Source organism: Halalkalibacter nanhaiisediminis, from assembly GCF_007830185.1.
Lineage (GTDB): Bacteria > Bacillota > Bacilli > Bacillales > Bacillaceae_D > Halalkalibacter > Halalkalibacter nanhaiisediminis.
Window position 1 is genome coordinate 320,996 of the sequence record NZ_VLKZ01000002.1, and the last position, 23,654, is coordinate 344,649.

A 23,654-nucleotide genomic window follows, 5' to 3' on the forward strand; every position below is an offset into this window, starting at 1 on the left:
CATATGTTGTATTTTTCTGTAAAAAAACCACCGTACACTTTTCCTAAGAAAAAGGCAACGGTGGTTAGTCTTTTGCAGGATCGCTACGAAGTACCAAACCAATTATAGATTTTTACTGAATTTTTCTTCGATATCTTCATCAAAAACAAAGATTGAGATACCAAAATCTCGTTCGATATCAATATCAACAAATAGGTCAACGAATTTACATTGCAAAAACTCTTCCATCTCAACTGGAGGTGTTTTGCGATACATATCTTTTACCATTTCTGTTCGTGCAGCTCGGAGCATCTGTTTTCCTTCATCAGCAGATGCGATAAATTTTTCAATAGGAGAGAGATTCCCTTCCATTTCACATATCGCCCATTTCTTACAAAATGTCGTACTGATTTTACTTGGACCTTTTCCCATATGCTTCTTACGAAAAGACCTTACAAGATTACTAAACTCCGCTTCATATTTGTTCATTTTTCTACCTCTTTTATCATTTACTACTAAAATCGTATTAGTAGTTGTGATAAAAGTCAACTAACTTGCTAAGTCTTTTAATTCGTTTTGGGCTCTAAGTTGCTTAATATCAATACGAATAACTAATGAAACAATTAGCGCAACAATGAACATGAACCCAAAGATATATAATGTCCCAGCATAACTATTTGTCGTTTCACGAACCCACGCTGCAATAATTGGACCTGCTACTCCAGCTGCTGCCCAAGCTGTTAAAATATATCCATGGATAGCACCAAGTTGTTTTGTTCCAAATAGGTCTCCAATATAAGCAGGAACAGATGCGAAACCACCGCCATAACAAGTTAAGATTAAGAACAATACCGCTTGGAATAAAATAGCGTGTGTGATACTTGGTAACACAAAGAATGACGCAATTTGAATAATGAAAAATGCTGTATAAACGTTCGGACGTCCAAGATAATCAGAAATAGATGCCCAACCAATTCGCCCTAAACCATTAAAGACTCCCATAAGTCCAACCATTGTTGCAGCTGCAGCTGCAGAAAGTCCCGCAATCTCTTGTGCCATAGGTGAGGCAACTGATAGGATCGCAATACCACATGTAACATTAATAAACAGCATGACCCATAAATACCAGAAACGTCTTGTCTTAATCGCTTCATTTGCTGATAACTGCGATAAATCAGCAGACACTTTTTTACCATCCGTTTTGAAATCTTCCATGTAACCTGCTGGTGGTCTTTCAAGATAAAGAGCAGAACAGATCATCACAATAAAGTAGACAATTCCTAAAGTAAAGAATGTGTTTGCAAGTCCCACTGAACCAATTAAGTTTGCCATTATTGGGCTTGCAATCATCGCTGAAAAACCAAAACCCATAATCGCAAGTCCTGTTGCAAGACCACGACGATCTGGGAACCATTTAATGAGTGTTGATACTGGTGTTATGTATCCAACTCCTAGACCAATTCCTCCAAGTGCACCATATGTAAAGTAAAGTAAACCAATTGATTCCATGTTAATCGCAAAGCCAGCCCCTATTAGACCAGCCCCAAAAAATATTGCAGCCACTAATCCTGACTTACGCGGTCCATATTTTTCAACAAAGTGACCCATAAATGCTGCAGAAAGACCTAAAAAGACGATGGCAATACTAAATGTTAATTGTACTGCACTTAAATCCCATCCAAACTGCTCCTGAATTGGATTTGTGAACACACTCCATGCATAAACAGATCCAATCGAAATATGGATCCCGACTGCTGCTAATGCAATCAGCCAGCGATTTTTTGTTTTACCCATTATTGTTCCCCCTTTTTCTAAATAAGAAATTCAGCTTGATCCCAATCATAACTTGCATAAGCTTTCATTGCCCTTATATGTAAATTAGAATGGATACTTCGCTAACTTTGCTCACGTCCTGTGGGCAAGTGCGCCTATCCTGTTGCATAGAACTTACATATAAGCACAAAAAAAACGACGCTAACCTTTTTTTGAATAAATAGAAATAAAAGCACGCATTTCTATGTTCAAAAAAAGTGCGACGATTAGTTTCAAGCAGGTTTCGCTACTTTCACACCAACAGTAATCGCTTACAGATATAACACATAAAACTGATGACAGGTTCGCTATCTCAAGCCTTAAATGTTACAACTTTATGAATACGTTTAAATCATACCTCTTTTTGTTCACAATTTCAATATATTTATATAATTAAGTTAATAAAAATCACATTTTTTTACTTGCGCTCTCATATTTCAACAAACTTAACTTGTCACTCTCATAAATTTGTGTTTATATTTTAATCAATTGAGAATTAAGATTCTCTTTGTTAGAAGCTATAATTGACTGATAGAATGGGGGAGCTTTTTTGTCTGAGAATTTAAGTATTGAGAGAAAAATAGTAAAATACAGTAATGGAGCTCTAAACGAAGTCGAAGATCAAGTTGTAACCGAATTTCCACTGACAGTCTATGTGAATAACGAAGAATTTGCAACAATGGTATGTAGCCCAACTAATTTTGAAGAAATGGTTATTGGCTTCCTAGCATCAGAAGGGGTTATTCTTTTTAAAAAAGAAATTAAAGAATTAACCATCGATTCAGAGCGTGGATTTGCATATGTTGAGTTACATTCTAAAACAGTAAAAAATCAACAGCTTTTTTCTAAACGCTTTATTGGTTCATGTTGTGGAAAAAGTAGACAATTCTACTTTCAAAATGACGTTCAAACGGTAAAAACATCGATGTCAAAAGCGACGATTACAGCAGAACAATGTATTCAGTTGATGAACAGCATGCAAGAAGATAGTGTTGTTTTTAAAAACACTGGTGGTGTACATAACGCGGCACTTGGTACTGATGAAGGTATTTTTGTCAGTCGTTCTGATATTGGAAGACATAACGCTTTAGATAAGCTTTATGGATATTGTCTAATAAACGGCATTCCAGTAAGAGATAAGGTTCTTGTATTTAGTGGGAGAATTTCTTCGGAAGTATTGACGAAAGCAGCTAAAATTGGTGTTGGTATCGTATTGTCTAAGTCTGCACCAACAGATTTGGCCATTAAACTAGCTGAGGATTTAAATATTACAGCAGTTGGTTTTATTCGTGGCACTTCATTTAATGTTTATTCTCATCCTGAAAGAATCGTTCTAGATTAATCTTCACAATAAGGGGAGACTCACTGTTTGAGTCTCCCCTTATTTTATTATATGAATACTTTTAGCCCCCACTTACTGGCGGAATAAAAGCAATCACATCACCATCTTTTAAAACGTCTTGGTCATCCGCATAATTCTCATTAATTGCTGGCATTGCATTAGAAAGTGCCGTCAGCTTATATGCATCTTGAAGCCAAGATTTTAATTCACTTACCGTTATACCTGCTTTTTCAGCCTCGAGTTGATCGACTCCTGCTTGCTCTTGAAGCTCTGCAAATAATAATATTTTAATCATCTTTGTCCTCTCCTATCTTTGGTGCGCCGTCTGGATAAGGAGTCTTTTCAAGTTGATCACCAATCCACTTTGTTCCGTCTTCCCAAAACTCTTTTTTCCAAATCGGAACAATTTGCTTAATACGTTCCATTGCATATTCGTTCGCTTCATACGCCGCCTTACGGTGAGGCGTTGATACGGCTATTATAACAGCAATTTCTGAAATATCGAGAGTTCCAATTCGATGCGTAATAGCAATCGTAGAACCTGGCCACTTCTTTCGTACTTCTTCCCCAATTTGTTCTAGGGTTTTAATAGCCATTGGAATATATGCCTGATATTCAAGCTTAAGCGTTCGTTTTCCGTGGGTTAATTCTCGTACGGTACCAATAAACGTACTAATAGCCCCACATTCTCTTCGACTAACTTTTGCCACTATCTCTTCGATCAACAGCGGTTGATCGCTGATTTCAAATAAACGTTGTTCCATATTCATCACTCAATTTCTGTAAAATATATTGCATATACTTGTCAGTTTCATTGATGTTAAAAAAAGGATAATCTTTTTCACTCAGCTGCAGTGGCTGCCAACTAATCACACACATAATGTTATTCACTTTACTTAAAAGTGGAAGATCTTCTTCACTTCTTAATAAGACAACTTTTAGATATTTCTCATTTTTAAATCCTTCTACAAAAATAATATCTGGAGAAAATGATTCATATAACGTTAATAGCTTATCTAATGACCATGTCTGATTCTTAATTTGAATATGTAAACTGCCTCCACCTTCAACAGCTGTCATCATAGCTCCTGCTTTTTCATGACGTTCACTATCTTTTAAAGTGATTTGACTTTTGGGCTCCCCACCATGACCATGATGCTTAATTGTTGCAACCTGTATGCCAGATTTAGCACTTTTATGAATCAATTTTTCAAGAAGTGTCGTTTTACCACTATTTTGGTATCCAACTACCTGTATGACGGGACAATATTGCTCCAAGGCCATTCACTTCCTCCTAAATCTTCCAAAAGCAGTACATCAACTTTCATTCCCTTTTCGTAACCTCTTGTTCCGCCTGGCAAGACTATGAGAGCATCGGCTCCTCCTAAAGAGCTTACGACACCAGATTTATCAAGACCAGATGGTGATGCAAATAATTCACTTTCACCATATTCTACCTTTCCCCTTACTAATCTCATAAATGGGTTCGGTTTTGGGAAGTCAACTCCTAAAGTGGCCTTCGTTTTACGTAAATGCGGCTGCTTATTAAATAAAGCTGTTTTAAGAATTGGACGAGTAAACAGTTCAAATCCGACATAGCAAGCTGAAGGATTTCCAGATAAACCATAGATCAGTTTATCACCGACCTTGGCAATTGTCGTGACACTACCAGGTCTCATTGCAACTTTGTTAAATAAGACATTCGCTCCAAGCTTCTCAAAGATCGCTGGCATATAATCATAATCTCCAACAGATACACCGCCAGTGGTAATTAAACAATCAACCTGTGCTAGGGCATCCTTTGTTGCCTTGTAACAATCCTCAAAATCATCATTAAATTTACCAAAATATCTCGCTTCTCCGCCAGCTCGATCAATTTGAGCCATGATCATATAGGCATTACTATTACGAATTTTTCCAGGTTCAAGTGGTTGATCGACACTTAAAAGTTCACTACCAGTTGCGATAACACCGATAACTGGCTTTACAGCGACGTTTACTTCATGATAACCAAAGGTAGCAAGAAGCGCGACAACCCCTGGATTAATTTTTGTTCCCTTTTCTACTAGCACAGTTCCTTTTTTCGTATCTTCCCCTTGATAGGATATATTATCTCCTTGTTTAAAAGAGCGCTTTATTTGCATGATCTTTTTTGATTCATCAGCAACCTCTTGTGTTAATTCAAGCATGACGACAGCATCACAGCCTGCTGGTATTGGAGCACCCGTCATTATTCTCACTGTTTGAAAAGGTTTAACCTCCCCCCGAAAAACGTAGCCAGCCCCAATTTCTCCGACTACCTCAAATGTGATTGGAGACTCAGAACTAGCACTTTCTGTATCTACTGAACGAAGGGCGAACCCATCGTACGGCGAACGATCAAATGCTGGAACATCATGTGAAGCAACTAAATCTTCTGCTAAAAATCGATTATATGACTGTTCAAGTGGTACCTTTTCACTTTTTTGTTCAATATAAAATTCCATCACTTTCTTAACTGCTTCTTCAACAGGGATCGGCTTTCTCTTTTCTACCAATACACTCACTCCTTTGACATCATCAACTATACATCACTCGGTACTGTTAAAGATGCAAGGGAACATTCCCTTGCACCTGGTTAACCACCGATATAGGACATTTCAATTTTCTTTCTCGTCTTTACTGTCTCTTCGGTACGTTCCTCAGAATATCTGTCAGTGCGGTTTGACCAAATGTTTTCAATCTTCTTTTCAATCTCAAGATCTGATGCTCCTGAACGAATCAATTGACGGAAATCGTAACCCTCCTCAGCAAATAAACAAGTGAACAGTTTTCCATCTGCAGATATTCTCGCTCTCGTGCAGCTACCGCAAAAAGTATCTGAAACCGAAGAAATAAAACCTACCTCAGTCGTTGTACCAATATACCGATAACGTGAGGCTACTTCACCAAAATAGTCTTTATCTACTGCTTCGACTGGAGCAATCGTTGATACCTTTTCTAAAAGCTCTTTTTTTGTAACAACTTGAGAAAAGTCCCATCCGTTCGTTTGACCAACATCCATAAACTCAATAAAACGTAACGTTATTCCTCTGTCTTTACAGTAGGTCGCAAGCTTCACAACCTCTTCGTCATTGACACCTTTTTTCACAACCATATTTACTTTCACGAGCAAACCCGCAGAAATTGCTGCTTCCATCCCTTTTAAAACAACATTAGGTTTTACTTTTCTTCCGTTCATTTCTTGGAAAATGTCTGTATCTAATGCATCTAAACTAATATTTACACGCATAAGTCCTGCCCGTTTTAATGCTTCAGCTTGCTTCACAAGATATACACCATTAGTAGTAAGTCCAACGTCTTCAATTCCTTCTAAAGCAGATAGACGCTTCACAAGAAGATCGACATTCTTTCGTAAGAGTGGCTCCCCACCTGTTATACGTATTTTCTTCACACCTAATTTTGTAAATTGAGAAACGAGTCTTTCAATTTCATCAAATGAAAGTAGTTCTTCCTCTCTCATAAATACATAATCTTCGCCGAATATTTCAGCAGGCATACAGTAGGAACAGCGGAAATTACACTTGTCCATAATCGAAATACGCAAATCTTGCAATGGACGCGAAAATTTGTCGCTAACTGGTCTGATTTCCATGCTCATTCCCTCCTCTTAGTTGATTTTAATCGTGCTATATCATCATTCGACGTAGAATAGTCTCTAAAATAAATGGTTGTTAGCTATGAAAAAGCTGTTACTATATTAAGAGAAATCTATTAAAGTTCCTGTTCAATACATCATTCTAACATAAAAGAAGTGGGTGAATTAATTAAGATGCATAATTTTAGCGATTCTGTTAATGTAAATGTTGCAATTTTAACGATATCTGATACGAGAATAGAAGAAAATGACCGTAGTGGTCAGCAGATTAGAGAATCTCTTCTTCTAAAAAATCATTCGATCGTTGACTATAAAATGAGTAAAGACGATTTGCAATCAATTCAAGAAATTGTGAAAAAATGGTCTGTTGACCCAGAAATTCAAGCGATTATTTTAAATGGGGGTACTGGCTTTTCTCCTAGGGACGTTACATATGAAGCTGTCTCTTCACTTTTAAATAAAAAAATGGATGGCTTTGGTGAACTTTTCCGTAGCCTCAGTTATGAAGAGATTGGTCCAAAAGCGATGTTTAGCCGCTCAATCGCAGGAAGCATAGATAGTACGGCTATTTATGCCCTACCAGGTTCTACGAATGCTGTCAAACTTGCAATGGAAAAATTGATCCTACCGACAATGCCTCACTTTGTAGAGGAACTCGTTAAAAAATGAGTATGGCTGGAGTCGTACTTGCAGGTGGCAAATCATCTCGTTTTGGTAGACCGAAAATGTTTGAAGAGTATAAAGGGGTTCGATTCTATGAATATAGTATAAATGCGCTTTTTAATAGTGGAGTTGAGTCCATTTATATTGTCACAAATGACCAACTTGCTCCTTCCTTTAAAAACATGAAAGCAAAAATCATCATAGAAGATGAGAGTCACCATGGCCCGTTGTATGCTCTATCATATGCTATGAGAACCATTCAGGATAAGGATTGGTTTTTTGTCCTAGCAGCTGATATTCCGCTTGTTAGCACAGATTTTGTTCGTGAAATGTGCACGCTTGCTGAACAATCAATAAATGATATTATTATTCCTATAACAGGAGACAAAGAACAACCTTTGCTTGCTCTCTATCACCATAGCTGCTTACCTATTGCGTTAGAACTTTTGGCTGAAAATAGAAAAAGCATGCGCCCATTAATAGAAAAAGCAAATGTAAAATATGTTCATTTTTCTAGTGATCAGAAAGATTTTATGAATATTAATCATCAAGAAGATTTAACACAAATCATTAATAAGGAGATTACGTAGATGAGTGAATTTTCCCATTGGAACGAAGAAGGCCGTCCAAAAATGGTCGATATTTCAAAGAAAGACGATTCCAAACGAACAGCCGTTGCTCAGAGCACCATTTTAATCAAAAAGGAATTATATGATGCGATCCGAAATGCCGAAATTAAAAAAGGTGATCCCTTGCAAGTTGCGCAAATCGCAGGAATTATGGCTGCTAAAAAGACACCTGATATGATTCCAATGTGCCACCCTATTCAAATTCAAGGTGTTGATTTCAACTTTGAATATCAGCAAGTTGATAATGGATATGAGTTAATCATTCAAGCAAAAGTGACATGTAAAGGAAATACAGGTGTGGAAATGGAAGCCTTAACTGCTGTTTCTGTTGCCTCTTTAACTTTCTATGACATGTGTAAAGCTGTAGATAAAAGTATGATCATTAAAGAAACCTTTTTACTGAGCAAAACGGGTGGAAAAAATGGAGATTACAACGCGTCCAACATCTAAATAAAGGATAAAAGGGTATCTCAAAAAGTCAACGACTGAGATACCTTTTTTGATGCTAACTTAAAAACCCCGTAAATTAATCTTCCAAGGTTGTTATTTAAGTTACCTGAACTGTGCAATAATTCAGTTATCAGAAAAACAAGATAGTTAGGAGCGGTTGATATGAAATTATCAGAATTAAAGAAAAGCGGACATGCACCATCTTTATTCTCAGCATTTTTATATTTTGACGTAAGTTTTATGATTTGGGTTTTACTCGGGGCTTTAGGAGCCTATATCACTCAAGATTATGGCCTTTCACCAGCTCAGGTTGGAATGATTGTCGCTATACCCATTTTAGGTGGATCGTTTTTTAGAATCGTCGTCGGCGTGTTAACAGATCGTTTCGGACCAAAGAAAACTGCCATTGGCGGAATGATTGTGACGATGATCCCTCTATTTTGGGGATGGCTCGGTGCTTCGAACATATCTGAACTATACGCAATCGGTATTCTTTTAGGGGTTGCAGGAGCAAGCTTTTCAGCTGCACTACCTATGGCAAGCCGTTGGTATCCACCGCATTTACAAGGGTTAGCTATGGGGATAGCTGGAGCTGGTAACAGCGGTACACTACTTGCAACTTTATTCGGCCCAAGGTTAGCAGAAATTTATGGTTGGCAGGGTGTGATGGGGATCGCCCTTATTCCTCTTACCCTTGTGTTATTCTCTTATATTTTCTTAGCAAAAGATGCACCAAACCAACCTGCACCACAGCCAATTGCAAATTACTTCAAAGTGTTCAAGCAAAAAGATACAGCGTACTTTTGCTTACTATATGCCGTCACATTCGGTGGTTTTGTTGGGCTTGCTAGTTTCTTAAGTTATTTCTTTGTTAATCAATATGGTTTATCGAATGTTCGTGCTGGAGATTTCGTTAGCTTATGTGTTGCAGCAGGTAGCTTTTTCCGTCCTGTTGGTGGCTTGATCGCAGACCGAATTGGCGGCGTTAAATTACTATCTTTCTTGTTTATCGGTGCTGCAATCTGTATGTTTGGTGTAAGCTTACTGCCTCCTTTAGCTCTCGTTACCGTCTTATTGTTTGCTGGTATGATGTGTCTTGGCATGGGTAATGGTGCCGTATTCCAGCTTGTGCCACAAAGATTTCAGAAAGAGATTGGAATGGTAACTGGTATTGTCGGTGCAGCAGGTGGATTAGGTGGCTTCTTCCTCCCGAATATTCTTGGAACATTAAAAGAAATTACTGGAACATATGCGAGTGGATTCATCGTCTTCTCCCTTATTGCGATTGCAGCTCTCGTTCTACTTCTAGTTGTTCAGGCGTCATGGCGTCAAGCTTGGAAGATATCAGGAGAATCAGTGAAAATATAATATCTTTCGAAGCGTCCGTGTGTAGCACGGGCGTTTTATTTTTTTGCATAAAAAGGAATGTCCCTTCAGCATAAAGATAAATGTGTTAAGAAAAGAAATTGAGGGAATATAGGTAAGTAAAAAGCTCCTCTCACTGGAATGAAAGGAATGATCGATATGTATAATAAAGCATTGCTTATTTATAATGGAAATGCTGGTAATAATGAAATATCGAAAAATTTGAATCAAATTGTTGGAAATCTTGCTCAAAACATCCGTGAATTAACGTTGTTACAGACAGAAAAAAAAGGAGATTCAGAACGGTATTGTAAGGAGCGTGCTAGTGAGTTCGACTTGCTTATTATTATGGGAGGTGACGGAACGGTCCATGAATGCATAAACGGTTTAATGGAGTTAGAAGACCCGCCAATCGTTAGTATTATTCCAACTGGTACTTGTAATGATTTTTCACGCTCTCTTTTGATCCCACAAACAATTACTGAAGCGGCTGAATTCATTCATTCAGGAAAAGTTGAGAGTATTGATATTGGGCAATGTAATGATCGTTACTTTTCTAATTTCTTCGGTGTAGGCTTAATAACTGAGGCATCTGAAGCGACTAACTCTAATTTAAAGAGCTCAATCGGAAAGTTTAGTTATTTTATTAGTGCCTTGCAATCTTTAAAAAAAGCAACATCATTTTCCTTTTCATTAAAAACCGATAAAGAACAGTTTGAAGGAGAAGCAGTTATGATTTTAGCGATGAATGGATACTTTTTAGGAACCTCCAATCTACAATTGAATGAAACCAAATTGAATGATGGGTTACTAGAAATTTATTTAGTTCGAGAGTCAGGCCTTAATTTAATTCGAAATATGTATAACAAAGCATTTTCAGATGATTGGACTAGAGACACAGAGGGCATTGATCTAATCAGAGCTTCTTCTTTTCAGCTAGAAACAGATGAAAAACTTGATGTTGATATGGATGGTGAGATCTATTTGAAAACACCAGTAAATGTCTCTATTTTAAATAAACATTTGAAATTTATTACTCAATGATAATCTATTCAATAGAAAAAGTAACCTTAACTTTTTAAAGGTTACTTTTTCTATCTTCGAATTCTATAGCCATTCTTTCTAACAATGCAGCCATTTGAGCTCGTGTTGAAGGAGCTTTGGGACGAAACGTTCCATCCTCATAACCTGACAGATAACCTTTTTGATAGATCGCCGTTACAGGCTGATAGGACCAATGATTTATTGCTACGTCAGTAAACGGAGAACTTTCTGGATCTGAATATTCAAATTGAAAAATATTATATAAAATGGTTGCTAGTTGCTCTCGTGTTAAAGGTTCGTTTGGAGCAAACCGTTCAGGCGATACCCCATTTAAAAAACCCAACTCTTTTGCCAGTTCAATTTCATTCTGTGCCCAATGCCCAATCGTGTCTTTGAAATGATAAGATACTGGTACTTGTCCCCCATATCCTAATGCTCGGATAAGAATGACTGCACTTTGAGCTCGTGTTAGATTCTTGTTTGGCAAAAATGTTGTATTAGTTGTTCCATTCATCCAACCTTTTACAGACACAAAATAAATACTCCCCTCTGCCCAATTACCTAATGGGACGTCTACAAAATAACGGCCATTTAACCAAAGGCTATAATAATCCCAAACATCAGGTGTTTCATGTAACAATGCCCATGAACCAGTTCCTTTTATATCATATCTATTCGTAAGTCGTAACTTCGCTTTAATCGATCTTTCATTTTCATACCAAATTTGATACCTTCCTTCCGTTAATTTCGTACTACCGATAAACGTATATTTTCCTTTTGGAATCTGAAATGTAGTATAAGGAGCTTGTTTGTTTTCATCGAAATAAGTATGCCCATTAAATTCTTTCATTAAAGGAGTAACGTTCGTAATGGAGAGTCCCTTACCTGTAATCATTCGATTTTCTAAGGTTGGACCGTCTAGCTTCCAAATCCGTCCATAAAAAGGAATTCCATGAACGATTTTTTCTTTTTGGACACCTTGATTTAGTGCATATTCAATCGAGCGCTCCGAAAAACCAATACTAGCTACAGGACCAATCGGGCTATCAGTAGATTCCCAACTTTCATCATAAGCCATGATCATCAAGTAGTCTGAATGTCCAGCTAAAGCTTTATAGTTATAAAAGCCATGCCAACCAGTCTTCCATCCGTTTGGGTTGGCAGCAACTGAGACGGAAACAACTTTGTCTTTAGGAATGTATTTTCGAAGCAGTCTTATCAAGTCAGTATGTGCATCTCGATATTCATGTCCAATACCTTCAATATCCACGTTTACACCATCTAAATTGTATTGTTTGATTGCTGATGCGATATCACGTGCTATTTGATCTCGATTTAATAAACCGTTTATACCAGCAGTACGATCCCAGTGGTTAGCCAGAAAAGGAACAACCTTAATTCCCCTTTTGTGCATTTCACTTATAAAGGATTCTTGAAGCTTCCACGTGATTATAAGCTCTCCTTCTTTTGAAACATCAAAATAATTAGGAGAAACCGTGTGAAGACTCCCTCTCGTTTTATTCACTTGATTTACATAGTTACTTGGTGAACCAAAATAGATATATGACATATTAAATCGGTTCTGTTGCGCACTTTGAAAAGAACCACCCATGAGAAAAATAACAATCAATAGTACGACACCAATTGATATGTTTCGACTATTCATAAAGCTCTTCCTTTCATTCAACTCCATTCAATTGATATAGCTTGCTTCAAAGACAATTGTTTCATTAGTTAGTGAGACATTCATCTCGATTCCAAGATATGTAACGGTTTTCTTTTCATGCAATTCGATCTCTGCATTCGGTTCAACACCCAATTCATGAAAAATAGCATCGATATCAAGCGAATCAGATTCTTGAATAAGCATTAGAATGATCTGCCTCCATCCAACCAGTACGTCAAATGTATTTGCTGTAATAGGCGATAATAAGATTAGTTTTTCAACTTGATTATTCGAAACAAACACTTGAAGTTCTATTTGCTTATTCAATTTTGCTTGATAATAAATGGATTTTTCATTTGAAACTTTTTCTACTGTATCAATGGTTAAATCGCAAGCTAATTCTTTAGATACGGCATTCCAACGTTCTTTAAAATCATTAAATGTAAGTTGATAGTCCTGTTCCATTTCCTGATCTAATTCTAAGCTTTGCTTGGCAAAACGACCCTCTTTTTGTAAAGTACGGTTTTGTATGTTTCCTTTTTGAAATGATTGACTTTGCTCTTTGGACTGGGTAATCTGGTCTTCACTAACTTGTTGACAAGCCACCAAGACAAGAAACAACATGATTCCTATGAATAAAAAACGAACATACATGAATACACCTACCTTTAAGATCCATTCGTTTGTAGTGTCATCAATACGAAAGCGATTATTCAAAATTCCCGTTTATTTTTAAAGCCAAAGAGGAATAGTCATAGAAAATAGTAAACGTATCATACTAACTTAAAGATAATAAAAAGTATGGAGGTAATTTAATCATGAATCAAATGGTAGAACGATTTTCTGAATGGCTAGAGGCTCAAAAAGGAAAAAAGTTATTTATCAAAAAGGGAGAACATTCGACTGGGATGGAAAATATATCTGATCTTGATACGATTTCCATCAGTCTTGAGTCGATATCCTTACGTCAATCTAAACAATCCTCGTTAGATGACTATCTTCCACACCAAGAACTCATCCTACATGGAAATGGTGAAATTCATGGGAATGAAAAAGATTCACCATTACCAAACCAATCATTTGAAATTCCACTTGATGAGACATTTCGTTTTTCCACGGAAGGTAATGCGGTCAATGTACATACCGAAAAAGCCGTTTATCATTTATCTCCTCATTAAAGAAGAAGTCATCTTATTTATAGATGACTCCTTTCCTTCCTTTTACCTCCCAACCCTCTTCAACACTTCCTCAAGGGGCTCAGGCTTCAAAAACTCCACAGGTGAAACTCCCTTCTCAAACGTAAATGAATCACCCTCAATAATGATCACATACTTTCCGTTCACTTTGGCAATATGAACAGATTCACCAAAATCAGAAAGCAATGCCTTTACGTCTATATGATCGAGTTTGAGCTTGAGTGGTAGTTCTGGCTGATGCTCGACAATCGGTGCAGAGGCTTCTACGACTTGCTCTGGTGTCCATTTTTCTTGGAGTTCACGCACGGGTGTGTTTGACCATGCTTCGATGTATTCTTCCTCTTGGATTCGTTCTGGACTTTCCTCTTGATATGTTTCTGCGATGTGTTGCTGGGCCATTTGTATGACTTGTGTTTTGACGATCTCTGGCATTGATTGATGGTACTCGACAAATTTTAAGAAGTCTTCAAAGTAGCGAGCATGAGAGGATTGGTGGATTTTCAGTTCCCACTCTTCGACCATGCCTTCTTCTGGCATGTAGGGGTATTGAATGGACTTCATATTTTTCGTTGTGATTGCTCTTTCTACATTACGAATCATCGTTTTTTCATCAGTAATGGAAGCAACCTTTTGTTCGAAATCGCATTTTAATACAAATACAAAAGGATCATCCATATATTTATTGAATTTCGCACGGATCACAAGCAGGGCTCCACCTCGAATGGCACTTGTATCCATATATGCTCGTACTAGCTCCTCACTACTGCTTCTAAAAGCAGCTGCATGATCCGCTATTCGAATCCGGTTAAATTGATTAAAGTTAGGATTCGTATCTAAATCATACCCAGGCTCAACAATAAAGCGTCCAATCTTTGTTGGCACTTGTTCTGATTTAGGGTTTCTTTCAACTTTTCTTTTTGCAATCTTCATTAATTCCCCATCAAGAAAATCTTTGAGAGGGCTCGTGATGTATACTTGTTCATCTATCGTTTGATAATGGTTAAAACGTTTATCTGCCTGCTCTCCTTGCCCTTCTACTTGAACGACAAAAAAAGATAAAAATTCAATTGTAAAATCCATCGCTATCACCTTAATTTCTGTAACATTTTGCTTGAAGCAACTTTGTTATTATACCATTTTCGTGTATGGCTTTTTCATAAACATTCTTATTGGGCGTTTTTGGTTTATAAACGTATAAAAAGGGCAAATATGAATTATATCAAATCGTAGGAGGAAGATGATTATGAAAAAGATTAGAAAATCAATTTTATTTTTAATTTTAGCTATTAGTTTAGTAGCTTGTGGCAATGAGGTACCAAATGAAACGGCAAATGAACCTCCTATCGAAACACCGAATCAAGACACAAACGAACCTCAAACTGAAGAGCAATCCTCAGGACAAATTACTGATTTCAACCTCGAGATTGAAGTAGCTAATCAAGACAAGGTTGATGTTGACTTTGAAGTAGAACGTGCTGAAACAGAGGCAACATATTCAGTGGACGGAGAGGAAAATTTAAGAGGAGCTGAAGCTTTATCGCAAATTGAACTTATGTTTAATGATCTAAACCTGACTAAAGATGTTAACGAAGATGAGATCATTGATCAGATTTTGACTTATTTTAATATTAACCATGCGGATGTAACAGATTTTGATTTAGATATTGAATTTGACTATCAGGAAAAAATTGATATTGATCGTGATCAGTTATCATGATTTATTGTTTAAAAACAAGAGCTTTAATTCGGCTCTTGTTTTTTGTTGAAATTTTTTAAATGTACTCTTTTTATCATGCTATAATCTTATTTATTGATTGATAAAAAAGGAGCCATTTTCATGCAAGTACAACAGAAAGAGATAACAAAAAATTCACCTCAGCATCAAACAATGTATCGAATCTTGCTGATCATTGGTCTTGTCCATTTATTAAATGATGCGATACAAGCTCTTATTCCTGCAATGTTTCCGATTTTACAATTATCGATGGGACTAACCTTTACTCAGCTAGGTTTGATTGCTTTTGCCTTAAACTTAACATCCTCTCTTATTCAACCAGTAGTAGGGATGTATACAGATAAGAAGCCTTCACCATATGCCTTACCAATTGGTCTAGGTTTTACTTTCGTTGGCGTACTTGGCTTAGCTTATGCACCGTCGTTTTGGTTTGTGGTGATTTCGGTTCTTTTTATAGGCTTAGGGTCGGCCACATTTCATCCTGAAGGGTCTCGGGTAGCCTTTATGGCTGCTGGCACTCGTCGTGGCTTAGCTCAATCGATTTATCAAGTAGGCGGAAATAGCGGTCAGGCTCTAGCCCCTTTGATTACGGCATTAATTCTTGTTCCACTCGGACAATTTGGGGCTATTTGGTTTACATTAGTTGCGGCTATAGCTATTGGTCTTCTTATTTATATTGCTCGTTGGTATTCAGAACAAGTACGGTTACAAGCTAGTGTGAAAAAAGAGTCTACAAAGAAGAAAAAACAATCAAGATTACATCGTCGAACAGTTACTTTTGCAATTACGTTATTAATTTTCCTAGTTTTTGCTCGCTCATGGTTCCATGCAGGAATCACTAATTTTTACGCTTTTTATGTGATTGACCAATACGGGGCAACAATCCAGCAAGCGCAAGTGTATCTATTTATCTTTTTAGCTGCTGGGGCTATCGGAACATTTGCTGGTGGACCACTTGCTGATAAGTTCGGGAAAAGAAACATCATTATGCTATCTATGTTAGGATCTGCTCCCCTTACTCTGATCCTCCCACATGTTGGAGAAATCGCTGCATATCCACTTATTGCTGTAATTGGTTTCATTATTTTATCAAGCTTTTCCGTTGCCGTTGTCTATGCACAAGAGCTTGTACCTGGAAAAATTGGAACTGTGTCAGGACTTATTATCGGACTTGCATTTGGAATGGGTGCCCTTGGCTCTATTGCCCTTGGTCTAATGGCTGATGCGATCGGTTTGACAAATACAATGCTTTTCACCGTATCCTTACCTATACTAGGAATCGCTACGTTCTTTCTTCCATCGGATAAGTGGATAGCTGAGAACAGCAAATAACCTTGCTTTCTTTTCCGACTTTAAGCAACTATTTTAATTGTTTAAAGTCGGTTTTTATTTTATTATAATCATCTTATATTTCAGTATGTGAAATTATTAATTTTATTATCCTCTTTCTTCTGAATGTAAACAATAAAGATGAATAATTTAGCAGAAATTGAGCAACTTAATCAATGTTTCAATACATTATGAATGGAGTGTTATCTATGTCTCAAAGTGTAAATCAATTAATGTCAACAAATGTTGTTACAGTTAGTCCACAACAATCAATTCAAGAAGCTGCAGTCTTAATGAAGCAGCAAAATGTCGGTTCAATCCCTGTTGTTGAAAACGGACAGATTTGCGGAATCATTACAGACCGTGATATTACGTTACGTTCAACAGCAGCAGGAACAGCTAGCAGTGTTCCAGTTCGTGATTGCATGTCCACAAACCTCACTGTCGCATCACCTACAATGGATGTACATGAAGTTGCGCAACTAATGGCTCAGCACCAAGTCCGCCGCTTACCAGTTGTCGATAATGGACAAGTAGTTGGAATGGTTGCTATCGGAGACTTAGCAAATGAAGCCATTTATCAGAACGAAGCAGGTGAAGCACTTTCTAATATCTCTCTTCCGTCAAATGAAATGAAATAATGAAGGAGCAATTTTAATTTCAATATGTCAAAGAACAGAGATCCAATTTGGTTCTCTGTTTCTTCATTCCTTTCTCATACTTAAGGACGAATTCTCACTAGCGTTCCAATGGGTATCGTTCTGGCTAGCTCTTCCACATCACGATTGTACATTCGAATACATCCTCTTGATACTTCTTTTCCAATAGAAGAAGGGTTATTGGTTCCATGAATGCCGTAATGCTTCTTAGATAAAGACATCCACATTGTTCCATAAGGTCCACCTGGATTTGGCGCTTTATTAATGATGATAAATTCACCTATGGGAGTTTGGTGAAGCATTCTTCCAACCGCAATTGGATATACTTTGACTATTATTTGATTTCTCAGCAAGGTTAATGTTTTTTTTGAGAGTGAGACGAGAATAGAGTATGGCTGATTCCTTGGATCAGGCAACCCAGGGATAGTAAGAGGTTGACCTACGTAAATGACGTTGGGATTTGTAATTTGATTTGCTTGGATAAGCGCTTCAAAAGGTACACGGTAATCCTCCGATATTGTCCATAACGTCTCTCCAGGCCCAATAATGTGCTGATGCATCACTCACCTCCTGTATCGTTCTTTAAATTACTATATGCAACAGCTGCCTAAATGATATGTGTACCTTAATCAAGATCGATATCGCACTTACAATTAAATGTGATTATAAACGTACTCCCTTTGTCTTTTGAGCTTTTAACAGTAATCGTTCCTTCCATCATTTCTATCAAATTTTTGGAAATTGTTAACCCAATTCCAATCCCATCCTGATCACTAGGCAATTTCGATGCCCGGTAAAAAGGAAAAAATATTTTTTTCATTTCTTCTTCATTCATACCGACTCCTGTATCGGATATGAAAATATGAAAATCATTCTCTTTTTTTTCAGTTGAAAGGACAATCTTTCCCTCATAGTGATTAAATTTAATAGCATTTGCTAGTAAATTAAGGAGAGCCTGCATCATCTTTATCGAATCAATACGAAGAAAAACTTCATGGTTCAAGTCTAGATTCGTTATAATTTCAACTTTTTTTTCTAAAGCAAGCGGGGTTACTATATGAATGCTGTCCTCTATTAATTGATGAATCGAAATATGTTCTAAGGAAAGATTTAATTGACCTTTTTCATACTTCTTCAAATTCATTACTTCATTTATTAGCTGTAATAGATGGTTTCCTGATTTGATCATTTTATCTATTCGTTCAGTCTGCTTTTCATTTAAGGAGAGGGATGAATCCATTTTCATTAATTGTGCATAGCCTAAAATACTGTTTAGTGGTGTTTTGACCTCATGACTTATTTGTGTTAAAAACTGGTGTGAACCTAATGATGCCTTTCCATTATGTTCTTGAAAAGACATATGTTCAGAATGAAAATTCCCAACCACAAATATTCCCTTTATCTTGCTTTCTGCTAAAATAGGATAAATAGTAATGGAAAGTTGTTTAATTGTATGAATATTGGATTGAAGGACTACTGTTAGGGATAATGAATCGCTCTTATGTAAGTTTTTTATTAATTCAACAAACCTACTCTTACTTTCACTAGATAAAAAAGAGTGTAAATACTTTCCTTTCACTTCGTCTAATGAATAACCAGATACAACGAGGAAGCCTTGATTTGCGTGTGTGATTCTACCATCAAGATTAGTCGAAATCACCACAGTTGCAGGGTGTTGGTACAAATGTTGAAATTCTTGCTCATACTCAGTCTCTCTTATCCTTTTGTTCTTTTCTTGTACAGTAAGAATCATTTGCTGATTTATAAATAAAATGATAATGATAATGGCTAATAAATAAGGTAAAAAAGACCCTTCCCATTCAAAGGATAAGGGTGTAAAAGAATAAGCAATATTAAATGAAAGAGTTCTATTGTTGATTGTAAAAAAATAAAGGAATATAATACTCAGACAAAAGACGATATTGCTTACCATTCTCTTATCCGTTTGATTCCAAACAACAACAGAACCACATTTCCAAATGACATATAGTAAGATAAGCGATAGAAGAAGTGATAAAGAAGCATGTGGAATAAATAACCCCATTAAGATAAGTTGAACACTATATGTACCCAGTCCTACTATCAATAATTGAGAGAAAAATGCAAGTCTTTTGTGCAACAAATTCTTCTTATTATTTATCAAAATACTCCGCGAGTCATAAGTGAAAAAGGCGATCATCAACACAAAATTGATTAATAACACACTTTCAAAATTCAAAATATTCCCCATCGCTTCACCCTTTCATTTATGAAGTTTTACATAGGATGACTTAGTTCCCTAACACCTTTTTGCAATCCCGTATCCACTCAATACTAGTGACAATACACTCTCTATGTCTATCTATATCTGCACCCATTTAGCATATATTTACGACCTTCTAAATGATACAAAGTATTATTGAGAAAGAACTTTAACCCTTTCATTAACTCAAAAAAGTCTAACCACAACAAATAAAACATTGAGTGATTTTCAATAACCGCTCAATGCTTAAGTATGCTAACTGAGGTTAGACTTTTATTCTTTTGAATTTACAATATTTAAATGATCAGCTTTTGTTGGACCGTACTTATTTTATGTTTAGAAATATAGGCTGACTTATCATAACGAAGGAAATAAGCTAAGTAAGTTCTACCAGATGTTTCAATATGCGAAATTTTATTTAAGTTAATGATATAGGATCGATGAGATTGGAAAAACGATTGTGTTAATTTTTTTTCAATTGAATCTAACGTTTCAAACGTGATGTACGTTTTTTCAACAGTGTGTATGAATGCTTCTTTTCCATTTTTCTCTACAAATAAGATTTCATCGATTGGGATATAAAACGTTAGCTTTTTATTCCGTACAATGATTCGTTTATTATGATCCTCTACAATTCTTTTTGATATTCCTTCTGTATGCTTACTACTTTTTCTTACTTTATCTAATGCCTTATAAAGTCGTTCCGCTTCAACTGGCTTCACAATATAATCTAATGCTGAAATAGTGAACGCCTCTACCGCATAATCATTATAGCCTGTAATAAAGATAAACTTTAAATCAGGAACGTATTCTTTACAAATTTTGATTGCTTCAACCCCATTTAACTTAGGCATACGAATATCAACTAATACGACATCAACATCTTTATGCTTCATCACTTGTTCAATGACTTCTTTCCCATCTGAAGCAACAGCGACAACCGTAAAATCTGGTAAATATTCTATAAATTCAGCTATGATTTCTTTAGAATCCGCATTATCGTCTGCAATAATAACTTTGTAATTTTCCATATTACACACCTGCTTCACCGTATGTTATCTATGATTTCTAATCACAGATATGTTGAATAAACTTTAAAGATCGTTCTTTTGTCAGTATACAAGTTTCATTATAAATGTAACAGTATTGGAAGAAAATTTCACTATTATTATACCAGAAAACCATTGTAGAATAAACATGGTCTATCAAATTAAAGGGTGAACTATTCATGAACCTCCATTCTAAATTAAAGCCTCTTACATCAACAAATTTTTATTTTATTGTTGATTATAACGGGAACGTTACGTACCTTTATTCTACAGAAATGAATTACCTGGAATTACACATGGAAGAAGCTATTGGACAACCATTACAAAATGTACTTCCAACATACTTTCCTATTTCATTTGAAAAGCAGTTACGAAAAGCTATGAAAGAAAACGCACCAACTTCATACATGATTGAAATAGATTTACATATAAAAAAGCAGTTAGAAGTAGAAGTTTATCCCATTCCTAAAGGCTTCATTGTTTTCATAAAAGAAGCTATGCATGAAAGAGAAATAGAGATTGCCCTTCAAGAAAATCTTAAAACACTTGTCCTATTAACTGAAACAGCAAATGATTTAATTGTTAAAGAAAAACCGAAAAAAATTCTTGATACATTATTTAATAGTCTCTCTCATTATTTAGATCTTGATGTCTATTTTAATTACATTTTAGATGAGCATAGCAAAAAATTGAAATTAATGAATTTCCAAGGCATCTCAAATGAAACAGCTATAGAAATACAACATCTTGATTTAGGAGAAGCTGTTTGCGGCACTGTAGCCAGCAATCGATCAAAAATCATCGTCGAAAATGTTCAACAGACTGTTGATCCTAAAGTAGCCCTTATTCAATCCTTAGGAATTGAAGCGTATGCCTGTTATCCATTAATTTCTCACAATCGGCTCATCGGTACATTATCTTTTGGTTCAAAGCAGCGCACGAAATTTACTGAAGAGGAGCTACTCGTTATAGAGAAAATTTGCAACCAAGTAGCTGTTACACTTGAACGATTGTTTCTAATCACTGAATTAAAAGAGAGAAATCAGGAATTAAAACGAAGCAATAAACAATTACTAATATCGAAAAATGAAGCAGAAAAAGCAAATAAAGCAAAATCTGATTTTCTTTCGTTAATGAATCATGAACTTAGAACTCCATTACATTCAATTTTAGGATTCGCTCAAGTACTGACAATCAATGAACAAAATCCACTAAATAGCTTTCAAAAAGACAAAGTTAATAAAATCTTAGAAGCCAGTCGTCATTTATTAACGCTAATAAATGATATATTAGATCTCGTCCGATTTGAAACAGGTACGCCACTTCTCAACTTTGAAAGTGTCGATTTACGTCAAATCGTTTCAAACAGTATTGAGATCATTAAACCAACTGCAGACAATCATAACATTATCATTCACCATTCGATCCAATCAAAAGTTCCAAACATTCGTATGGATGCATTTCGACTAAATCAAATTGTTCTTAACCTATTATCAAATGCGATTAAATACAATCATCAAAATGGACAAATAAGTGTGAGCTACAAACTATTAGATGATCACATAAAAATCATTATTACTGATACTGGATTTGGAATTGATGAAGAAGAACAAACAAAAATCTTTGAACCTTTTTATAGGTCTCCTCATTATTCTTCTTTAATTGAAGGAACTGGTATTGGATTAGCTCTTGTTCAAAAGTTAGTAACAGAGTTAGGTGGATCTATAGGTGTAGAAAGTAGTGTAGGATTGGGCAGTACTTTTTGGATTCTATTCCCAATTGAAAAACCCCTGTTTCATAGCACAAAATCTTCATAGCGAAAAATGCTATCTTAATCGATAGCATTTTTTAAATATATTGCTTCTTATGATGAATGATCTATACCTACACATCTATAACTGAATTTCTAGATTGGAGTATTCCGTCTAAATTTTTCAATTCTAGCTCTTCAAACTTTGCTAGCATTCTCTTTTCGTCAATTTGATAAAGTGCTTCAACTATGTCACAGGATACTTCTACTTCACAATGAATAGCCGCTAACTGTCTACAAATGTGAAGAATTTCTTGATCATTCTCAATTTTCAAGCGTTGTGATGGCGTCAAAGAGGATAAATTATCCAATATCCCTTCAATTGTGCCATATTTTTTTAATAACTGTAGGGCTGTTTTTTCGCCAATTCCCTTTACTCCAGGATAGTTGTCACTGCTATCACCCATTAAAGCTTTTAAATCGACCATTTGACGAGGGGTAATCCCTTTTTCCTCAAAAAATATCCCTTCATTAAACACTTGATAATTTCCATAACCTTTCTTTAAAAGAATAACAGAAACATTTTTATCAATTAATTGTAAAATATCTTGATCTCCCGTCAAAATGAGTACATCTGAATTCTTGCTATAGTGTCTTGCTAATGTACCAATACAATCATCAGCTTCAAAGCCCGCTAAACCAACATTTGGAATACTAAGCTCATCAACGACATCTTTCACAAGATCAAATTGAGGAATTAGCTCAACTGGTGGTTCGCCGCGATTCGCTTTATAGTCAGGAAAGATCTCATTTCGAAATGTTTTACTCCCCATATCCCAGCAGCAAATAATATGGGTAGGCTGATGCGCATTGATTGCTGTAAATAAATGTTTAATAAATCCATGTATCGCATTAGTCGGTATTCCTTTACTATTGACCATGTAATAACCACTCATCGCAGTAGCAAAAAATGACCGAAATAACAATGCCATACCATCTACGAGCATGACTCTATCTTTATTCAAAATAACTCTCCACTCCCTTATCTCTAAAAAAACCTTTACGTATTATATCATGAAAGATGACCCAATTGTTTTTAAAAAATGG

The 23,654-nt window shown here is 36.0% G+C and carries 25 protein-coding genes; 11 read left to right on the forward strand and 14 right to left on the reverse strand.

Features of this window, described 5'->3' with window-relative positions; all coding sequences use genetic code 11:
* Window positions 1–102: 102 nt before the first annotated feature.
* Window positions 103–468: a Na-translocating system protein MpsC family protein gene (locus IQ10_RS04175; protein WP_144449223.1), complete on the reverse strand. Its 366-nt coding sequence runs from the start codon at window positions 466–468 to the stop codon at window positions 103–105.
* A 60-nt stretch (window positions 469–528) separates the two neighbouring features.
* Entirely contained in the window at window positions 529–1,773 is a 1,245-nt protein-coding gene (locus IQ10_RS04180; protein WP_144449224.1) for an L-lactate MFS transporter, read from the reverse strand.
* Between the two features lie 568 nt (window positions 1,774–2,341).
* Here IQ10_RS04180 and fdhD point away from each other — a divergent pair.
* A complete protein-coding gene (gene fdhD / locus IQ10_RS04185; protein ID WP_144449225.1) occupies window positions 2,342–3,133 on the forward strand; it encodes a formate dehydrogenase accessory sulfurtransferase FdhD in 792 nt (263 codons plus the stop codon).
* Window positions 3,134–3,194: 61 nt separating this feature from the next.
* Here the strand turns inward: fdhD and moaD are convergent, their stop codons facing one another.
* From moaD to moaA, 5 genes are all read right to left on the reverse strand, one after another.
* Window positions 3,195–3,428: a molybdopterin converting factor subunit 1 gene (gene moaD, locus IQ10_RS04190; RefSeq protein ID WP_144449226.1), complete on the reverse strand. Its 234-nt coding sequence runs from the start codon at window positions 3,426–3,428 to the stop codon at window positions 3,195–3,197.
* Window positions 3,421–3,897, reverse strand: a complete 477-nt coding sequence (locus IQ10_RS04195; RefSeq protein WP_144449227.1) for a molybdenum cofactor biosynthesis protein MoaE — start codon at window positions 3,895–3,897, stop codon at window positions 3,421–3,423. Before IQ10_RS04195 ends, moaD begins: the two co-directional genes overlap by 8 nt.
* On the reverse strand, window positions 3,878–4,417 hold the full coding sequence (gene mobB / locus IQ10_RS04200) for a molybdopterin-guanine dinucleotide biosynthesis protein B (RefSeq protein ID WP_144449228.1): 540 nt from the start codon (window positions 4,415–4,417) through the stop codon (window positions 3,878–3,880). Before mobB ends, IQ10_RS04195 begins: the two co-directional genes overlap by 20 nt.
* Window positions 4,381–5,670: a molybdopterin molybdotransferase MoeA gene (locus IQ10_RS04205; RefSeq protein WP_144449229.1), complete on the reverse strand. Its 1,290-nt coding sequence runs from the start codon at window positions 5,668–5,670 to the stop codon at window positions 4,381–4,383. The genes mobB and IQ10_RS04205 overlap by 37 nt, the downstream gene beginning before the upstream one ends.
* 80 nt (window positions 5,671–5,750) lie before the next feature.
* Window positions 5,751–6,773 (reverse strand): GTP 3',8-cyclase MoaA, encoded by a 1,023-nt coding sequence (gene moaA / locus IQ10_RS04210; protein WP_144449230.1) that lies wholly within the window; start codon window positions 6,771–6,773, stop codon window positions 5,751–5,753.
* Window positions 6,774–6,944: 171 nt separating this feature from the next.
* On the opposite strand from moaA, the gene IQ10_RS04215 reads away from it, so the two are divergent.
* The 5 genes from IQ10_RS04215 (at window position 6,945) to IQ10_RS04235 (ending at window position 10,921) form a co-directional block, all read left to right on the forward strand.
* Window positions 6,945–7,439, forward strand: a complete 495-nt coding sequence (locus IQ10_RS04215; RefSeq protein ID WP_144449231.1) for a MogA/MoaB family molybdenum cofactor biosynthesis protein — start codon at window positions 6,945–6,947, stop codon at window positions 7,437–7,439.
* A complete protein-coding gene (locus tag IQ10_RS04220) occupies window positions 7,436–8,023 on the forward strand; it encodes a molybdenum cofactor guanylyltransferase (RefSeq protein ID WP_144449232.1) in 588 nt (195 codons plus the stop codon). The genes IQ10_RS04215 and IQ10_RS04220 overlap by 4 nt, the downstream gene beginning before the upstream one ends.
* A complete protein-coding gene (gene moaC / locus IQ10_RS04225; protein WP_144449233.1) occupies window positions 8,024–8,512 on the forward strand; it encodes a cyclic pyranopterin monophosphate synthase MoaC in 489 nt (162 codons plus the stop codon).
* Window positions 8,513–8,674: 162 nt separating this feature from the next.
* Window positions 8,675–9,880: a nitrate/nitrite transporter gene (locus IQ10_RS04230; protein ID WP_144449234.1), complete on the forward strand. Its 1,206-nt coding sequence runs from the start codon at window positions 8,675–8,677 to the stop codon at window positions 9,878–9,880.
* 147 nt (window positions 9,881–10,027) lie between these two features.
* Window positions 10,028–10,921 carry a diacylglycerol/lipid kinase family protein gene (locus IQ10_RS04235; RefSeq protein WP_242009732.1) on the forward strand — a complete coding sequence of 298 codons (894 nt, stop codon included), beginning with the start codon at window positions 10,028–10,030 and terminating at the stop codon, window positions 10,919–10,921.
* A 34-nt stretch (window positions 10,922–10,955) separates the two neighbouring features.
* Here the strand turns inward: IQ10_RS04235 and IQ10_RS04240 are convergent, their stop codons facing one another.
* Both IQ10_RS04240 and IQ10_RS04245 read right to left on the reverse strand, forming a co-directional pair.
* Entirely contained in the window at window positions 10,956–12,587 is a 1,632-nt protein-coding gene (locus IQ10_RS04240) for an S-layer homology domain-containing protein (RefSeq protein WP_158639984.1), read from the reverse strand.
* A gap of 27 nt (window positions 12,588–12,614) precedes the next feature.
* Entirely contained in the window at window positions 12,615–13,241 is a 627-nt protein-coding gene (locus IQ10_RS04245) for a hypothetical protein (protein ID WP_144449236.1), read from the reverse strand.
* 164 nt (window positions 13,242–13,405) lie between these two features.
* Here IQ10_RS04245 and ymzB point away from each other — a divergent pair, with 164 nt between their 5' ends.
* A complete protein-coding gene (ymzB, locus tag IQ10_RS04250; RefSeq protein WP_144449237.1) occupies window positions 13,406–13,765 on the forward strand; it encodes a protein YmzB in 360 nt (119 codons plus the stop codon).
* 42 nt (window positions 13,766–13,807) lie between these two features.
* Here the strand turns inward: ymzB and IQ10_RS04255 are convergent, their stop codons facing one another.
* The gene (locus tag IQ10_RS04255) at window positions 13,808–14,863 is read right to left on the reverse strand and encodes a DUF3900 domain-containing protein (RefSeq protein ID WP_144449238.1); all 1,056 of its coding nucleotides are present in this window, start codon (window positions 14,861–14,863) and stop codon (window positions 13,808–13,810) included.
* A gap of 163 nt (window positions 14,864–15,026) precedes the next feature.
* Between IQ10_RS04255 and IQ10_RS04260 the strand changes: the two genes are divergently transcribed.
* The 3 genes from IQ10_RS04260 (at window position 15,027) to IQ10_RS04270 (ending at window position 17,488) form a co-directional block, all read left to right on the forward strand.
* The gene (locus tag IQ10_RS04260) at window positions 15,027–15,500 is read left to right on the forward strand and encodes a YusW family protein (RefSeq protein WP_158639985.1); all 474 of its coding nucleotides are present in this window, start codon (window positions 15,027–15,029) and stop codon (window positions 15,498–15,500) included.
* A gap of 120 nt (window positions 15,501–15,620) precedes the next feature.
* A complete protein-coding gene (locus tag IQ10_RS04265) occupies window positions 15,621–16,850 on the forward strand; it encodes an MFS transporter (RefSeq protein ID WP_144449240.1) in 1,230 nt (409 codons plus the stop codon).
* A gap of 206 nt (window positions 16,851–17,056) precedes the next feature.
* Window positions 17,057–17,488 (forward strand): CBS domain-containing protein, encoded by a 432-nt coding sequence (locus IQ10_RS04270; protein ID WP_144449241.1) that lies wholly within the window; start codon window positions 17,057–17,059, stop codon window positions 17,486–17,488.
* An 80-nt stretch (window positions 17,489–17,568) separates the two neighbouring features.
* Here the strand turns inward: IQ10_RS04270 and IQ10_RS04275 are convergent, their stop codons facing one another.
* From IQ10_RS04275 to IQ10_RS04285, 3 genes are all read right to left on the reverse strand, one after another.
* Entirely contained in the window at window positions 17,569–18,066 is a 498-nt protein-coding gene (locus IQ10_RS04275) for a L,D-transpeptidase family protein (protein WP_144449242.1), read from the reverse strand.
* A gap of 65 nt (window positions 18,067–18,131) precedes the next feature.
* Window positions 18,132–19,736 (reverse strand): sensor histidine kinase, encoded by a 1,605-nt coding sequence (locus tag IQ10_RS04280; protein ID WP_144449243.1) that lies wholly within the window; start codon window positions 19,734–19,736, stop codon window positions 18,132–18,134.
* Window positions 19,737–20,044: 308 nt separating this feature from the next.
* Window positions 20,045–20,779, reverse strand: a complete 735-nt coding sequence (locus IQ10_RS04285) for a LytR/AlgR family response regulator transcription factor (protein ID WP_144449244.1) — start codon at window positions 20,777–20,779, stop codon at window positions 20,045–20,047.
* Window positions 20,780–20,976: 197 nt separating this feature from the next.
* Between IQ10_RS04285 and IQ10_RS04290 the strand changes: the two genes are divergently transcribed.
* Complete coding sequence (locus tag IQ10_RS04290; RefSeq protein WP_144449245.1) at window positions 20,977–22,614, forward strand: ATP-binding protein; 1,638 nt, start codon at window positions 20,977–20,979, stop codon at window positions 22,612–22,614.
* 67 nt (window positions 22,615–22,681) lie between these two features.
* On the opposite strand, the gene IQ10_RS04295 is transcribed toward IQ10_RS04290, so the two are convergent.
* A complete protein-coding gene (locus IQ10_RS04295) occupies window positions 22,682–23,572 on the reverse strand; it encodes a 5'-3' exonuclease (protein WP_437177655.1) in 891 nt (296 codons plus the stop codon).
* Window positions 23,573–23,654: the final 82 nt, after the last annotated feature.

Coding starts and splice junctions, on each gene's coding strand:
- IQ10_RS04175 (WP_144449223.1), bottom strand. CDS start 468: ATGAACAAATATGAAGCGGAGTTTAGTAATCTTGTAAGGTCTTTTCGT.
- IQ10_RS04180 (WP_144449224.1), bottom strand. CDS start 1,773: ATGGGTAAAACAAAAAATCGCTGGCTGATTGCATTAGCAGCAGTCGGG.
- moaD (WP_144449226.1), bottom strand. CDS start 3,428: ATGATTAAAATATTATTATTTGCAGAGCTTCAAGAGCAAGCAGGAGTC.
- IQ10_RS04195 (WP_144449227.1), bottom strand. CDS start 3,897: ATGGAACAACGTTTATTTGAAATCAGCGATCAACCGCTGTTGATCGAA.
- mobB (WP_144449228.1), bottom strand. CDS start 4,417: ATGGCCTTGGAGCAATATTGTCCCGTCATACAGGTAGTTGGATACCAA.
- moaA (WP_144449230.1), bottom strand. CDS start 6,773: ATGAGCATGGAAATCAGACCAGTTAGCGACAAATTTTCGCGTCCATTG.
- IQ10_RS04215 (WP_144449231.1), top strand. CDS start 6,945: ATGCATAATTTTAGCGATTCTGTTAATGTAAATGTTGCAATTTTAACG.
- IQ10_RS04220 (WP_144449232.1), top strand. CDS start 7,436: ATGAGTATGGCTGGAGTCGTACTTGCAGGTGGCAAATCATCTCGTTTT.
- moaC (WP_144449233.1), top strand. CDS start 8,024: ATGAGTGAATTTTCCCATTGGAACGAAGAAGGCCGTCCAAAAATGGTC.
- IQ10_RS04230 (WP_144449234.1), top strand. CDS start 8,675: ATGAAATTATCAGAATTAAAGAAAAGCGGACATGCACCATCTTTATTC.
- IQ10_RS04235 (WP_242009732.1), top strand. CDS start 10,028: ATGATCGATATGTATAATAAAGCATTGCTTATTTATAATGGAAATGCT.
- IQ10_RS04240 (WP_158639984.1), bottom strand. CDS start 12,587: ATGAATAGTCGAAACATATCAATTGGTGTCGTACTATTGATTGTTATT.
- IQ10_RS04245 (WP_144449236.1), bottom strand. CDS start 13,241: ATGTATGTTCGTTTTTTATTCATAGGAATCATGTTGTTTCTTGTCTTG.
- ymzB (WP_144449237.1), top strand. CDS start 13,406: ATGAATCAAATGGTAGAACGATTTTCTGAATGGCTAGAGGCTCAAAAA.
- IQ10_RS04255 (WP_144449238.1), bottom strand. CDS start 14,863: ATGGATTTTACAATTGAATTTTTATCTTTTTTTGTCGTTCAAGTAGAA.
- IQ10_RS04260 (WP_158639985.1), top strand. CDS start 15,027: ATGAAAAAGATTAGAAAATCAATTTTATTTTTAATTTTAGCTATTAGT.
- IQ10_RS04265 (WP_144449240.1), top strand. CDS start 15,621: ATGCAAGTACAACAGAAAGAGATAACAAAAAATTCACCTCAGCATCAA.
- IQ10_RS04270 (WP_144449241.1), top strand. CDS start 17,057: ATGTCTCAAAGTGTAAATCAATTAATGTCAACAAATGTTGTTACAGTT.
- IQ10_RS04275 (WP_144449242.1), bottom strand. CDS start 18,066: ATGCATCAGCACATTATTGGGCCTGGAGAGACGTTATGGACAATATCG.
- IQ10_RS04280 (WP_144449243.1), bottom strand. CDS start 19,736: ATGGGGAATATTTTGAATTTTGAAAGTGTGTTATTAATCAATTTTGTG.
- IQ10_RS04285 (WP_144449244.1), bottom strand. CDS start 20,779: ATGGAAAATTACAAAGTTATTATTGCAGACGATAATGCGGATTCTAAA.
- IQ10_RS04290 (WP_144449245.1), top strand. CDS start 20,977: ATGAACCTCCATTCTAAATTAAAGCCTCTTACATCAACAAATTTTTAT.